Source organism: Cellulomonas sp. NS3 (assembly GCF_024757985.1).
Taxonomy (GTDB): domain Bacteria; phylum Actinomycetota; class Actinomycetes; order Actinomycetales; family Cellulomonadaceae; genus Cellulomonas_A.
In genome coordinates this window covers 2552750-2566569 of the sequence record NZ_CP103289.1, presented here as the reverse complement: position 1 = coordinate 2566569, position 13820 = coordinate 2552750, and the positions used below count along the sequence as shown (strand labels likewise).

Below are 13820 nucleotides of genomic sequence, written 5' to 3'. Positions count from 1 at the left end.
CACGCCCTCGCCACACGGCACCGGGGGCCCGGACGTGCACGCGGAGGAGAGGACGGACATGGCTGCCCCGACGTCGCGACGGCGTGCGTCCGTGATGGACGTGGCGCGCGAGGCCGGCGTCTCCGTCGGCACCGTCTCGAACGTGCTGAACCGCCCGGACGTGGTCAAGCCGGAGACGCGCACGCGCGTCGAGGAGGCCATCGCCGCGCTGAGCTTCGTCCCGAACGGCGTCGCGCGCCAGCTCCGCTCGCGCACCGTGACGACCGTGGGCGCGCTCGTGCTCGACATCCGCAACCCGTACTTCACCGAGGTCGCGCGCGGGATCGAGGACCGGCTCAGCCTCGACGACCACATGCTCATGCTCGCGAGCTCGGACGACGACCCCGAGCGCGAGCGGCGCTACCTGCGGCTGTTCGAGGAGCACGGCGTGCTCGGGATGCTCGTGGTCCCGGGGTCGGCCGGCACGCGCGCCGTCGAGGAGCTGCACGCCCGCGGGGTCCGCGTGGTGCTCCTGGACCACCCGTCGTCGGTGCCCGGCGTCCCGTCGGTCGCTGTCGACGACCGGGCGGGCGGCGCGCTGGCGGCCGGGCACCTGCTCGGGCGCGGGCACGGCCGGCTGGTGCTGCTCAACGGCCCGCACTCGATCCGGCAGTGCGTCGACCGTCAGCGCGGCGTGCGGGACGCGGTCGAGCGGGCGGGGCTCGACCCGGACGAGGTGGTCCGCGAGGTCACGGTCTCCGGCATGGACGCGCGCGGCGGCGACGAGGCGATGCGCCGCCTGGTCGCCGAGCGTGACGGCGTGGCGCCCGAGGCGGTGCTGTGCGTCAACGACCTCGTGGCGATCGGTGCGCAGCGGGCGCTGCGCGCGCTGGGCGGGACGGCGCTGCTGCGCTCGACGGCCCTCGTCGGGTACGACGACCTCGACATCTCGAGCGAGCTGGCCTCGCCGCTCACGTCGGTGCGCCAGCCCGCGCTCGAGATGGGGTACCGCGCGGCGGCGATCCTGCTCGAGGGTGACGGTGCGACCGAGCGGGACGTCGTGTTCCAGCCCGAGCTCGTCGTGCGCGACTCGAGCACGCACGCCGGCTGACGCGTCGTCCGGCGCGGGCCTTGCCCGTGGCGGCGGCGTCGCGTTAGTCTATGAATCGTTTCAAAGACGAACGGAAGGATCATTGTGACCACTGCTCCGTCCTCCGACCGCAGCCCCGGCACCGGCTCGGGCGCGCGGCCCGGCGCGCTCCCGGCCGCGCTCGACGACCTCGCGATCGAGCTGCCCTCGTGGGCGTTCGGCAACTCCGGCACGCGCTTTCGCGTCTGGCCGTCGCCGGGCACCCCGCGCACGGTGCAGGAGAAGCTCGCCGACGCCGCGCAGGTCCACCGGTTCACCGGGCTTGCCCCCACCGTGGCGCTGCACATCCCGTGGGACGCCGTCGACGACTACGCGGCGCTGCGCCGGCACGCCGACGACCTGGGGGTCCGGCTCGGCACGATCAACTCGAACACCTTCCAGGACGAGCGGTTCAAGTTCGGCTCGCTCGCGTCGCGGGACGCCGAGGTCCGCCGCGCTGCGGTCGAGCACCACCTCGACTGCCTCGAGGTCATGGCGCAGACGGGGTCCCGGGACCTCAAGATCTGGCTCGCCGACGGCACGAACTACCCCGGTCAGGACGACATCCGCGCGCGGCAGGACGCCCTCGCGGAGTCGCTCGCCGCGATCTACGCGCAGGTCGGCGACGACCAGCGGCTCGTGCTCGAGTACAAGTTCTTCGAGCCGGCGTTCTACCACACCGACGTCCCGGACTGGGGCACCGCGTACGCCCAGGTGACGGCGCTCGGGGAGCGTGCGGTCGTGTGCCTCGACACCGGCCACCACGCGCCCGGCACCAACATCGAGTTCATCGTCGCCCAGCTCCTGCGGCTCGGGCGGCTCGGGTCGTTCGACTTCAACTCGCGCTTCTACGCCGACGACGACCTCATCGTCGGCGCCGCCGACCCGTTCCAGCTCTTCCGCATCCTCGTCGAGGTCGTCCGCGGCGGCGGGCTCGGCCCCGGCTCCGACGTCGCGCTCATGCTCGACCAGTGCCACAACGTCGAGGACAAGGTCCCGGGCCAGATCCGCTCGGTGCTCAACGTCCAGGAGATGACCGCCCGGGCGCTGCTGCTCGACCGCGAGGCGCTCGCGGCGGCGCAGCAGGCGAACGACGTGCTGGGTGCCCACCAGGTGTTCATGGACGCCTTCTACACCGACGTCCGGCCCGCGCTCGCCGCGTGGCGCGAGGAGCGCGGCCTGCCCGCCGACCCCATGGCGGCGTTCCTCGCGAGCGGCTACCTCGCGCGGATCGCCGACGAGCGTGTCGGCGGCACGCAGGCCGGCTGGGGCGCCTGACACGCACGCACGACATGGCACGGCACGCACACACGAACCGCCGGGCGACCACGCCCGCGCACGCTGACGAGAGGACACGTCGGATGACGCACACCCCTGCGGCCGACCTCATCGCCCGGTCGAACCGCCTCGGCGCCGACCCGCGCACGACCAACTACGCGGGCGGCAACACGTCCGCCAAGGGCACCGCGACGGACCCCGTCACCGGCGAGGACGTCGAGCTGCTGTGGGTCAAGGGCTCGGGCGGCGACCTCGGCACGCTGACCGAGCAGAACCTGGCCGTGCTGCGCCTGGACCGGCTGCGCGCGCTCGCGGACGTCTACCCGGGCGTCGAGCGCGAGGACGAGATGGTCGCGGCGTTCGACTACTGCCTGCACGGCAAGGGCGGTGCGGCGCCGTCGATCGACACCGCGATGCACGGGCTGCTCGACGCCGCGCACGTCGACCACCTGCACCCGGACGCCGGGATCGCGCTCGCGACCGCGGCGGACGGCGAGGCGCTGACCCGCGAGATCTTCGGCGACCGGGTCGCCTGGGTCCCGTGGCGTCGGCCCGGGTTCCAGCTCGGTCTCGACATCGCGGCGATCGCGGCGGCGAACCCCGAGGCGATCGGCTGCATCCTCGGCGGCCACGGCATCACCGCGTGGGGCGGGACGTCCGACGAGGCGGAGGCCCGCTCGCTCGAGATCATCGCCGCGGCCGAGGGCTTCGTGGCGGAGCGCGAGCGCCGCCTGGCCGCCGAGGACCGGCACGCGTTCGGCGCGGTCGTCCCCGGGCGGGAGGCGCTCCCCGAGGCCGAGCGGCGCGCCCGCGCGGCGGCCCTGGCCCCGGTCGTCCGCGGTCTCGCGAGCACCGACCGCCCGCAGGTCGGCCACCTCACGGACTCGGACGTCGTCCTCGACTTCCTGTCCCGCGACAGGCTCGCGGCGCTCGCGGCCCTCGGGACGTCGTGCCCCGACCACTTCCTGCGGACCAAGGTCACGCCGCTCGTCGTCGACCTGCCGGCGGACGCGCCCCTCGAGGACGTCGTCGCCCGGCTCCAGGAGCTGCACGCGGCCTACCGCGCGGACTACGCCGCGTACTACGCGCGCCACGCGACGCCGGACAGCCCGCCCATGCGCGGGGCGGACCCGGCGATCGTGCTCGTGCCCGGCGTCGGGATGTTCTCGTTCGGCAAGGACAAGCAGACCGCGCGCGTCGCGGGGGAGTTCTACGTCAACGCGATCAACGTCATGCGCGGCGCCGAGGCGATCAGCACCTACGCGCCCATCGACGAGGCGGAGAAGTTCCGGATCGAGTACTGGGCGCTCGAAGAGGCCAAGCTCCAGCGCATGCCGAGGCCCCGGCCGCTCGCGGCCCGCGTCGCGCTCGTGACCGGCGCCGGCTCGGGCATCGGCCGCGCGATCGCGGAGCGGCTCGCCGCCGAGGGCGCGTGCGTCGTCGTCGCCGACCTGAACCTCGACGGTGCCCAGGAGGTCGCCGCGTCGCTCGGCGGACCCGACGTCGCCGTCGCCGTCCGCGCGGACGTCACGTCGGAGGACGACGTGCGCGCGCTGGTCGACGCGGCGGCGCTCGCGTTCGGCGGGGTCGACCTCGTCGTGAACAACGCCGGGCTGTCGATCTCGAAGCCGCTGCTCGAGACCACGGTCCGCGACTGGGACCTGCAGCACGACGTCATGGCCAAGGGGTCGTTCCTCGTCTCGCGGGAGGCCGCGCGGGCGATGGTCGCGCAGGGGATGGGCGGCGACGTCGTCTACATCGCGTCGAAGAACTCCCTGTTCGCGGGCCCGAACAACATCGCGTACTCGGCGACCAAGGCCGACCAGGCGCACCAGGTGCGGCTGCTCGCCGCCGAGCTCGGCGCGCACGGGATCCGGGTCAACGGCGTGAACCCGGACGGCGTCGTGCGGGGGTCCGGGATCTTCGCCGGCGGCTGGGGCGCGCAGCGGGCCGCGACGTACGGGGTGCCGGAGGAGGAGCTGGGTCAGTACTACGCGCAGCGCACGATCCTCAAGAAGGAGGTGCTGCCCGAGCACGTCGCCGCGGCGGTGTTCGCGCTGACCGGGCCGGACCTCGTGCAGACCACCGGGCTGCACGTGCCCGTCGACTCCGGCGTCGCCGCCGCGTTCCTGCGCTGACGCGTGCGCACCTACGTCGCCGTCGACCTCGGCGCCACGAGCGGGCGGGTCATCGCGGGCCGCGTCGAGTCCGGCCGGCTCGTGACCGAGGAGACCGGGCGGTTCCCGAACGTGCCGGTGAGCGCGCCGGGGCCGGGCGGGCGGGCGACGCTGCACTGGGACGTGCTTCGGCTCTGGGCGGGGGTGCAGGACGGCCTGGCGGCGGCGGCCCGGCGGTTCGGCCCGGTGACGTCGGTCGGGATCGACGGCTGGGCGGTCGACCACGGGCTGCTCGACGCCGACGGCGCGCTGCTCGGCAACCCGGTGCACTACCGCGACGCGCGCACCGAGGGCGCCCCCGGGCGGCTGTTCGAGCGCCTCAGCCCGGAGCGCCACCACGCGCTCACCGGCGTCCAGGTCCAGCCGTTCAACACCGTGTTCCAGCTCGTCGCCGCGGCCGGCACCGCGCAGCTCGCCGCCGCGCGGCGCGCGCTGCTGGTCCCCGACCTGCTCGCGTCCTGGCTCACGGGTGAGCAGGTCGCGGAGCTCACCAACGCCTCGACGACGGGGCTGCTCGACGTGACGACCCGGGCGTGGAGCGCGGAGGTGACCGACGCGGCCTCGGCGATCACGGGCGTCGACGTCCGCGCGCTGCTCCCGCGGCTCGTGCCGCCGGGATCCGTCATCGGTGCGCTGCGCCCCGAGGCGGCCGACGCGCTCGGCCTCGCCGGCGCGAACGTCGTCGCCGTGGGCTCGCACGACACCGCCTCGGCGGTCGCCGCCGTCCCCGTCGCGGGCCGGGACGCCGCGTGGATCTCCTCGGGGACGTGGTCGCTCGTCGGCCTCGAGCTCGATGCGCCCGTGCTCACGGAGGCGAGCCGCGCCGCGAACTTCACCAACGAGCTCGGCGTGCACGGGACCGTGCGCTTCCTGCGCAACGTCCCGGGGCTCTGGCTGCTCGAGCAGGCGCTCGCGACGTGGGCCGGGCAGGGCCGCCCGCAGGACCTCGAGGCGCTGCTCGGGCAGGCCGCGGCCGTGCCCGGGCTGCGCTGCGTCGTCGACGTCGACGACCCCGTGCTCGCCGCCCCGGGGGACGTGCCCGCCCGGGTCGCGGACCTCGCCCGGTCCACCGGGAAGCCCGTGCCGCTGGAGCCCGCCGAGGTGGTGCGGGTGCTCCTCGACTCGCTCGCGCTGGCCCACGCCCGTGCGGTCCGGCAGGCCGCCGAGCTCGCGGGCCGCGACGTCGCCGTCGTGCACCTCGTGGGCGGCGGCTCGCGCAACACGCTCCTGTGCCGGCTCACCGCGGACGCGACCGGCCTCCCCGTCGAGGCGGGGCCCGCCGAGGGGACCGCGACCGGCAACCTGCTCGTCCAGGCCGCGGCCGCCGGTGACGTCGGTGACGACCTCGCGGCGATGCGGGCCGTCGTGCGTGCCTCGACGCCCGTCCGTCGCTACGAGCCGTCCGGCGACCGCGCCGCCTGGGAGCGTGCCGAGAAGAACCTCCGGGGCTGAACGCAGTCCCGGCCGACCGACGAAGGACCCGACATGCCCCACGGACGACCGTTCCCCGGTCCGCACGCGCTGCCGTTCCCCGTGCCCGGCTCCGAGGCGATGATGGAGGTGGACACCGAGGGGCTCGGGCACCGCGTGGTCGCCGCAGCCCGCAGCGCGGCCCGCGTCGTGCTGTGCGCCCGCTGAGCCGCGCACCGCGCCCGATCGAGGACCGCCCAGGAGGGGACCGCATGCGCATCGCCCTGTTCACGACGTGCCTCGTCGACGGCCTGTTCCCGCACGCCGCCGCCGCGACCGTCCGCCTGCTCGAGCGCCTCGGCCACGAGGTCGTCGTCCCGCCCGGCCAGGCGTGCTGCGGGCAGATGCACGTGAACTCCGGCTACCCCGGCCAGGCGGAGCCGGTCGTCCGCAACCACGTGCGCGCGTTCTGGCCCGTCGTGGAGGGGGAGTGGGACGCGGTCGTGGCGCCCTCGGGCTCGTGCGTCGGGTCGACCCGGCACCAGCAGGCCCGCGTCGCCCGGCAGGCGGGCGACGAGCGGCTCGCCGTCGCAGCCGAGCGGGTCGCCGCACGCACGTACGAGCTGTCCGAGCTGCTCGTCGACGTGCTCGGCGTGACCGACGTCGGCGCCTGGTTCCCGCACACCGTGACCTACCACCCGACGTGCCACTCGCTGCGCCTGCTCCGGGTCGGCGAGCGGCCCACGCGGCTCCTCGAGCAGGTCGGCGGTCTCCGGCTCGTCGACCTGCCCGACGCCGACCAGTGCTGCGGGTTCGGCGGCACGTTCGCGCTCAAGAACTCGGACACGTCGGCGGCGATGGTCGCCGACAAGGCCGACGCCGTGCTCGCCTCCGGCGCCGACGTCGTGACCGCGGGGGACTGGTCGTGCCTCATGAACATCGACGGCGCGCTCTCGCGGCGTGGTGCGGGGACACGGGCGGTGCACCTCGCCGAGATCCTGGCCGCGACGCGCGACGACCCGTGGCGCCCGCCGGGCACGCGGCGTGCGACCGCCCGGAGCGCCTCGTGAGCACCTACCTCGGCATGCCCGCCGTCCCGCCGAAGCCCGCGGCCGAGCCGCTCGACCCGCTCCGGTGGGGCCCGACGTTCCCCGAGGCGGCCCGCGGGACGCTCGACGACGCGCAGCTGCGGACCAACCTGCGCCGCGCGACCCGCACGATCCGCGACAAGCGGCTCGCGGTCACCGCCGAGCTGCCCGACTGGGAGGCCCTGCGTGACGCCGGCGCCGCGATCAAGGCCGACGCGATGGACCGGCTCCCGGAGCTGCTCGAGCAGCTCGAGGCCAACGTCACCGCGCACGGCGGCACGGTGCACTGGGCGCGCGACGCCGCGGAGGCGAACCGCATCGTGACCGGGCTCGTGCGCGCGGCGGGCGCCCGCGAGGTCGTCAAGGTCAAGTCGATGGCGACGCAGGAGATCGGCCTCAACGAGCACCTCGAGGCCGAGGGGATCACGGCGCACGAGACCGACCTCGCCGAGCTCATCGTGCAGCTCGCGGGGGACCGGCCCTCGCACATCCTCGTGCCCGCGATCCACCGCAACCGCGACGAGATCCGCGACGTCTTCCGGTCCCAGATGCCCGGCGTCCCCGACCGCCTCACGAACGAGCCGGCCGCGCTCGCGATGGCGGCCCGGGAGCACCTGCGTGCGCTGTTCCTGCGGGCCGACGTCGCGATCAGCGGTGCGAACCTCGCGATCGCCGAGACCGGCACCGTCGCGGTCGTGGAGTCCGAGGGCAACGGCCGCATGTGCCTGACGCTGCCGCGCACGCTCGTCACCGTGATGGGCATCGAGAAGGTGCTGCCGACGTTCCGGGACCTCGAGGTGTTCCTCCAGCTCCTGCCGCGCTCGTCCACGGGCGAGCGCATGAACCCGTACACGACGACGTGGACCGGCGTGACACCCGGCGACGGCCCGCAGGAGTTCCACCTCGTGCTGCTCGACAACGGCCGCACGCGCGCGCTCGCGGACGACGTGGGGCGCCAGGCGCTGCACTGCATCCGCTGCTCGGCGTGCCTCAACGTCTGCCCGGTGTACGAGCGGACGGGCGGGCACGCGTACGGCTCGGTCTACCCGGGGCCGATCGGCGCGATCCTGACGCCGCAGCTCCTCGGCCTCGACGACGCCGACGCGGCCACGGCGTCGCTGCCGTTCGCGAGCACGCTGTGCGGCGCGTGCTACGACGCGTGCCCGGTCAAGATCGACATCCCGACGGCGCTCGTGCACCTGCGCGACCGGGCGCTGCACGACGGCGGGCCGCGCCGCCCGACCGCCGCCGGGGCCGCGATGGGCGCGGCCGCGGTCGTGCTGTCCTCGGGCCGCCGGTTCCGCTGGGCGCTGCGGGGCGCCGCGCTCGCGGGCCGGCTGCTCGGCGGGCGCCGCGTGCGCCGGCTCCCGTGGCCGGGCTCCCTGTGGACCGCGAGCCGTGACCTCCCGGCGCTGCCCGCGCGGTCGTTCCGGGGCGCCTGGGCCGCCCGGGTCGCCCGGGTCAGCAGGGCCACGCGGGACACCCCCGCAGCGCCGGACGGCCGTGACCCGCGGTCCGGCGAGCGGTCGCCGGGTACGGACGGGCGGGGCCGGCCGTGAGCGCGCGCGAGGACGTCCTCGGGGCGGTGCGGGCGGCGCTCGGCCGGGGACCCCGGGGCGGACGCGCGGACGCGGTCGGCGCCGGCGACGTGCCGCGGGGCTACCGGGTCGCGACCGACACCGCGTCCGGGTCCGTCGCCGCGTGCGACCTGCTCGAGCACCGGCTCCTCGACTACCGGGCGCGGGTCACCCGGTGCCGGCCCGAGGAGGTGGCGGCGACCGTCGTGCGCGAGCTCGCGGGTGCGGCGTCGGTGGCCGTCCCGCACGGGCTGCCCGAGGCGTGGGCGGACGCGGTGCGCGCCACCGGGGCCACGGTGCGCGACGACGTGCCGGGACGCCCGCTCGCCGCCGCCGAGCTCGACCGCACCGACGCGGTCGTCACGGGCTGCCGGGTCGCCGTCGCCGACACGGGCACGATCGTGCTCGACGCCGGCCCGGGGCAGGGCCGGCGGGTGCTGACGCTCGTCCCGGACCGGCACGTGTGCGTCGTGCGCTCGGACCAGGTCGTGGGGTCGGTCCCGGAGGCGGTCCGCCTGCTCGAGGCGCACCCCGAGCGTCCGCTGACGTGGATCAGCGGCCCGAGCGCGACGAGCGACATCGAGCTCGTGCGCGTCGAGGGCGTGCACGGCCCGCGCGACCTGCGGGTGGTCCTCGTCGGGCCCTGAGCGTCAGGGTCGGCCGTTCGCCCGGCCGTTCGCCGCAGAGCCTGCGCCCGAGGCGGCGCCGCCGGGCCCGGTCGCGGGTGCGGCGGGTTGCCCGCCGCTCGTGGCGGCCGGTGGTGCGGGTGCGGCCGGACCGGGAGCGGCCGGTGCCGCCGGGGCGGCGGGAGCGCCTGCTGCGGGCGCGGCCGGCGCGGGCACCGGCTCGGCGGGCGCGCCCGCGGCGGGTGCACCCCGAGCGGGGACGGCCGGGGCGGCGGGCGGCGCCTGTGCGGGCACGGCGGGTGCCCCGGGGCCTGCGGCGACCCCCGGGTCGAGCACGCAGTCCTGCAGGGTCGCGCCGCGCAAGGTCGTCGGCCCGAGCGTCGCCCCGCGGAAGCTCGAGGCGGTCACGACGGCGCCGGTCAGGTCGGCGCCGGTGAGGTCGGCGCGGTCGAACGTCGTCCCGGAGACGACCGCTCCCCGCAGGTTCGCACCGTTGAGGCGTGCGCCCGTCAGGTCGAGGCCGGTGAGCGTCGCGCCGCTGAGGTCGGCCCCCGCGAGGTTCGCGCCCCGCAGGTCGCCGGTGAGCAGGCAGCGGGACAGCGCCGCGAGCGGGAGGTCCGTGGCACCCGCGCGTGCTCGCCGGCACGCGGGCGACGCGGCCCCGGTCGACGGGGCCCCGGCAGGCGCGGTGCCGGCCTCGGCGCCGGGGCCCGCCGACGACGCACCGGACGCCGCACCGGCGGTCGCGGCCACGTCGGACGGGACCGCGAGGGAGCCGCCCGCGGGACCGCCGTCGGCGAAGGCCCCCGCCGTGTTGGAGCCCTCGCGGTCCGAGCCCCCTCCGCCCGCGGGGTCGGAGACATCTCCGGCCGTGCCGGCCTGCCCCGCCGCCGCGTCGGCACGCGCCGCGGCCGCGACCGAGGTGCCCACGGCCGCGAGCGGCGCGAGCAGCGGGGACCCCGGGGCGACGGCGCCGAGCACGAGCGCGGCGCCGGTGGCGAGCGACGCGGCGCCCGCCACCGGCCCGACGGCGAGGCGGGAGGCCGCACCCGCGAGGTCGGGCCACGGCATCGACCGCAGACCGGGCACCGCCGCGACGAGCGACGCCGGCCCGGCCACCGCCCGCAGCGGACCGAGCCCGACGGCGAGGAACGCGCGGACGACGTCGGGGTCGAACTGCGAACCGGCGCAGCGCGCGAGCTCGGTCCGCGCGGCCGTCGCCGACAGCGGCTTCTTGTAGGAGCGCGCCGAGGTGATCACGTCGAACGCGTCCGCGACCGCGATGATCCGGGCGCCCAGGCTGATCTGCTCGCCCGCGAGCCCGTGCGGGTACCCGGCGCCGTCCCAGCGCTCGTGGTGCTGGCCGACCGCGTCGACCCAGGGCCCGAGCCACGCCTGCAGGGGCGCCGCGAGGGCCTCGCCGTGCTCGGGGTGGCACGCGACGACCCGCCACTCCTCGTCCGTCGGGCGACCCGGCTTGGTGAGGATCTCCCGCGGGACCGCGAGCTTGCCGATGTCGTGCAGGAGCGCCGCCCACCCGAGCTGCGCGGCCTCGACCCGCGAGAGCCCCAGCTCGGTCCCGATCAGCGCGGCGAGGGCCTGCACGCGCTCGCTGTGGCTGAACGTCCCCCGGTCGTGCGCGCGCAGGCGCGCCACGAGGTCGAGGAGCTCGGCGCCGTGCGCGGCCTCGTCGGCCGCGCCGAGCAGCGGGCGCCCCTCCTCGAGGTGCGCGTGCAGCACCGCGGGGGAGTGCCGGCGGCGGGCGACGGCGAACCGCGAGGCCGCACGGTCGGGCAGGAAGAGGCTCAGGCGCAGGAGGACGTCGAGCGGCAGGAGGCGGCGCACGGCCCACGCGACCACCAGGAGCACCGCCGTCGAGCAGGCGACCTGCACCGCCAGCCAGAGCCACGGGTGCAGCCCGACGCGCGCGGGCGGGAGCCAGCGGTGCGCGGCGAGCCCGGTCGCGAGCGCGAGGAGCAGCGGCGTCAGACCGACGGCGGCACGCACGACCGTGGCGAGGACGGGGTGCGGTCGCCAGCTGCCGAGGGTCGCGTCGTCGTAGTTCTGCGTGGGTCCCGCGGCCATGTGTCCTTCATCGGCGGGCCGGGCGACCCGGTGAAGGCCGGGCCCCCGACCCGTCCGAGTGAACCCGCCGCCCGACGGCTCAGTCGCCCGCACGCACGGTGAACGCGACCCTCAGAAGGTCCTCCGGGCGCGACGACGCCCCGACGAGCAGCTCGAACGCGCCCGGCTCGACGACCCGGCGGCCGTGCGCGTCGACGATCGTGCAGTCCCGGACCGGGAGCTCGAGCGTGACCGCGCGCGTCTCGCCCGGCGCGAGCTCGACCTGCGTGAACGCCTTGAGCTCGCGGTCCGCCCAGCTCGCGGACGTCACGGTGTCGCTCACGTAGACCTGCACGGTCTCGCGCACCGGCCGGGAGCCGGTGTTGCGCACCGTGACCTCGCCGCGCAATACGTCCGCCGCGGTGACCTGCTCGGCGTCGAGCCGCAGGCCCGCGTACTCGACGGAGCTGTATGAGAGGCCCTCGCCGAAGACGAACGCCGGGCGCTGCGTGAGGTCGGCGTAGCGGGTCCCGTGCTGCCCCCGGATCTGGTTGTAGTACGTCGGCTGCTGACCGACGTGCCGCGCGAACGAGATCGGGAGCCGACCGGACGGCTCGACGACGCCGAGCAGCAGCTCGGCGACCGCGCGCCCGCCCTGCATCCCGGGGTTGGCGACCCACACGAGCGCCGCGGCGCGCAGCGCGGACTCGGGCAGGACGAGCGGCTTGGAGGCGAGCAGGACCACGACGAGCGGGGTGCCGGTGGCGGCGAGCGCGTCGAGGAGAGCGACCTGGCTGCCGACGAGCTCGAGCGTCGCGGTCGAGCGCCCCTCGCCGACGAGCTCCACGCGGTCGCCGACCACCGCGACGACGTAGTCGGCCTCGCGGGCCAGCGCGACGGCGTCGGCGAGGAGCTGCTCGTCCGGCGTCGCCGGTGCGACGAGCGGCGGGCGGGGCTGGCCGTCGGGGAAGAACGGTCCCTCGGGGTCCGGCGTGATGCTGAGGATCTCGGCGCCCGGGGCGTGCGTGACCGTCCAGGCGCCCGGCACGTGCGCGCGCAGGCCGTCGAGGACGGTCGTGATCATCTCGCGGGGCTGCCCGTCGCGGAGCCAGTCCGCCTGGCCGGACGACCCGGCCCAGTCACCGAGCTGGGTCTGCGCGTCGTCGGCGAGCGGGCCCACGACGGCCACCGTGCGCGGGGGCCCGTCCACGACGGCCCGGCCCGCGGCGTCGGTCGGGGCACCCGGCGCGTGGCCCCCGGCGAGCGGCAGCACGCCGTCGTTGCGCAGGAGCACGAGCGACCGGCGGGTCACCTCGAGGTTGAGGGCGGTGTGCTCGTCGGCCCCGACCACCTCCGCGATGCGCGCCCGGTCGGGCCGGCGCGGGTCCTCGAACAGCCCGAGCTCGAACTTGAGGGTGAGGATCCGCCCGACGGCGGCGTCGAGGTCGTGCTCGGCGATCAGGCCGAGCTCGACGGCCTCCTGCGCGCCCTCGAAGAACTGCGGCGTCGTCATGATCATGTCGTTGCCCGCCCGGACCGCCGCGGCTGCCGCGTGCGCGTGGTCGGGCTGGACCTTCTGCTCCCAGACCATCCGCCCGACGTTGTCCCAATCCGTCACGAGGGTTCCGGTGTAACCCCACTCCTCACGCAGGACCTCGCTGAGGAGCCAGTCGTTGACCGTGATCGGGACGCCGTCCATGGTCTGGTAGCCGAGCATGAACGTCCGGCAGCCCTCGCGGGCGACGCGCTCGAACGGCGGGAGGAACCACGAGCGCAGCTTGCGCCGCGAGATGTCGGCCTCGGACGCGTCGCGCCCGCCCTGCGTCTCGGAGTACCCCGCGAAGTGCTTGGCCGTCGCGAGGATCGCGGTCGGGTCGGCGAGCCCGTCGCCCTGGTACCCGCGGACCATCGCGGACGCGAGCTCGCCGATGAGCAGCGGGTCCTCGCCGAACGTCTCGTCGACGCGTCCCCAGCGCAGGTCCCGCGCGATGCAGAGCACGGGGGAGAAGGTCCAGTGGATGCCGGTCGCGGCGACCTCGACGGCGGTGATCCGCGCGACCCGCTCGACGAGCGTCGGGTCCCAGGACGCGGCCATCGCGAGCTGCGTCGGGAAGATCGTCGCGCCGCGCCAGAACGAGTGCCCGTGGATGCAGTCCTCGGCCACGAGCAACGGGATGCGCAGGCGCGTGCCCTCGGTGAGCTCGTGCGCGCGCAGCACCTGCTCGGGCGCGGCGTGCAGGATCGAGCCCGCGTGCAGGTCCTCGACGAGCGGCCGGACGTCCGCCTGGGCGTCGAGCTGGAGCATCTGCCCGACCTTCTCCGCCAGGGTCATGCGCTCGAGGAGGTCCTTGACCCGCTGCTCGACAGGCAGCTGCGGGTCCTGGTAGGGGGCGCCGGTCACGGCAGCTCCTTCGTTCGGTGCGGGTTCGTCGCCGGCCGGGCGGGCGCGGGCGCTCGACTTTATTACTTACTTGTTGGTAAGTGAAGCCTTT

General features: G+C 76.1%; 10 protein-coding genes. 8 read left to right on the top strand and 2 right to left on the bottom strand.

Annotated elements, in window-relative coordinates; genetic code table 11:
* Positions 1-58 precede the first annotated feature (58 nt).
* The 8 genes from NXY84_RS11740 to NXY84_RS11705 all read left to right on the top strand — a co-directional run bounded on the left by NXY84_RS11740 (position 59) and on the right by NXY84_RS11705 (position 9285).
* Positions 59-1090, top strand: coding sequence for a LacI family DNA-binding transcriptional regulator (locus NXY84_RS11740; protein WP_258723280.1), 1032 nt, complete (start codon positions 59-61; stop codon positions 1088-1090).
* A gap of 84 nt (positions 1091-1174) precedes the next feature.
* The gene (gene rhaI / locus NXY84_RS11735) at positions 1175-2386 is read left to right on the top strand and encodes an L-rhamnose isomerase (protein WP_258723279.1); all 1212 of its coding nucleotides are present in this window, start codon (positions 1175-1177) and stop codon (positions 2384-2386) included.
* An 83-nt stretch (positions 2387-2469) separates the two neighbouring features.
* Positions 2470-4524, top strand: a complete 2055-nt coding sequence (locus NXY84_RS11730; protein ID WP_258723278.1) for a bifunctional aldolase/short-chain dehydrogenase — start codon at positions 2470-2472, stop codon at positions 4522-4524.
* A gap of 3 nt (positions 4525-4527) precedes the next feature.
* A complete protein-coding gene (locus NXY84_RS11725) occupies positions 4528-6015 on the top strand; it encodes a rhamnulokinase (protein WP_258723277.1) in 1488 nt (495 codons plus the stop codon).
* 33 nt (positions 6016-6048) lie between these two features.
* Positions 6049-6201 (top strand): hypothetical protein, encoded by a 153-nt coding sequence (locus NXY84_RS11720; RefSeq protein WP_258723276.1) that lies wholly within the window; start codon positions 6049-6051, stop codon positions 6199-6201.
* Between the two features lie 44 nt (positions 6202-6245).
* Positions 6246-7043, top strand: a complete 798-nt coding sequence (locus NXY84_RS11715; RefSeq protein ID WP_258723275.1) for a (Fe-S)-binding protein — start codon at positions 6246-6248, stop codon at positions 7041-7043.
* Positions 7044-7057: 14 nt separating this feature from the next.
* Positions 7058-8620, top strand: a complete 1563-nt coding sequence (locus tag NXY84_RS11710) for a lactate utilization protein B (RefSeq protein ID WP_258727195.1) — start codon at positions 7058-7060, stop codon at positions 8618-8620.
* Positions 8617-9285 carry a LutC/YkgG family protein gene (locus NXY84_RS11705; RefSeq protein WP_258723274.1) on the top strand — a complete coding sequence of 223 codons (669 nt, stop codon included), beginning with the start codon at positions 8617-8619 and terminating at the stop codon, positions 9283-9285. Before NXY84_RS11710 ends, NXY84_RS11705 begins: the two co-directional genes overlap by 4 nt.
* A gap of 3 nt (positions 9286-9288) precedes the next feature.
* Here the strand turns inward: NXY84_RS11705 and NXY84_RS11700 are convergent, their stop codons facing one another.
* Together NXY84_RS11700 and NXY84_RS11695 are read right to left on the bottom strand one after the other, a co-directional pair.
* Positions 9289-11349, bottom strand: coding sequence for an HD domain-containing phosphohydrolase (locus NXY84_RS11700; protein WP_258723273.1), 2061 nt, complete (start codon positions 11347-11349; stop codon positions 9289-9291).
* 79 nt (positions 11350-11428) lie between these two features.
* Positions 11429-13729 (bottom strand): glycoside hydrolase family 3 N-terminal domain-containing protein, encoded by a 2301-nt coding sequence (locus NXY84_RS11695; protein ID WP_258723272.1) that lies wholly within the window; start codon positions 13727-13729, stop codon positions 11429-11431.
* Positions 13730-13820 lie beyond the last annotated feature (91 nt).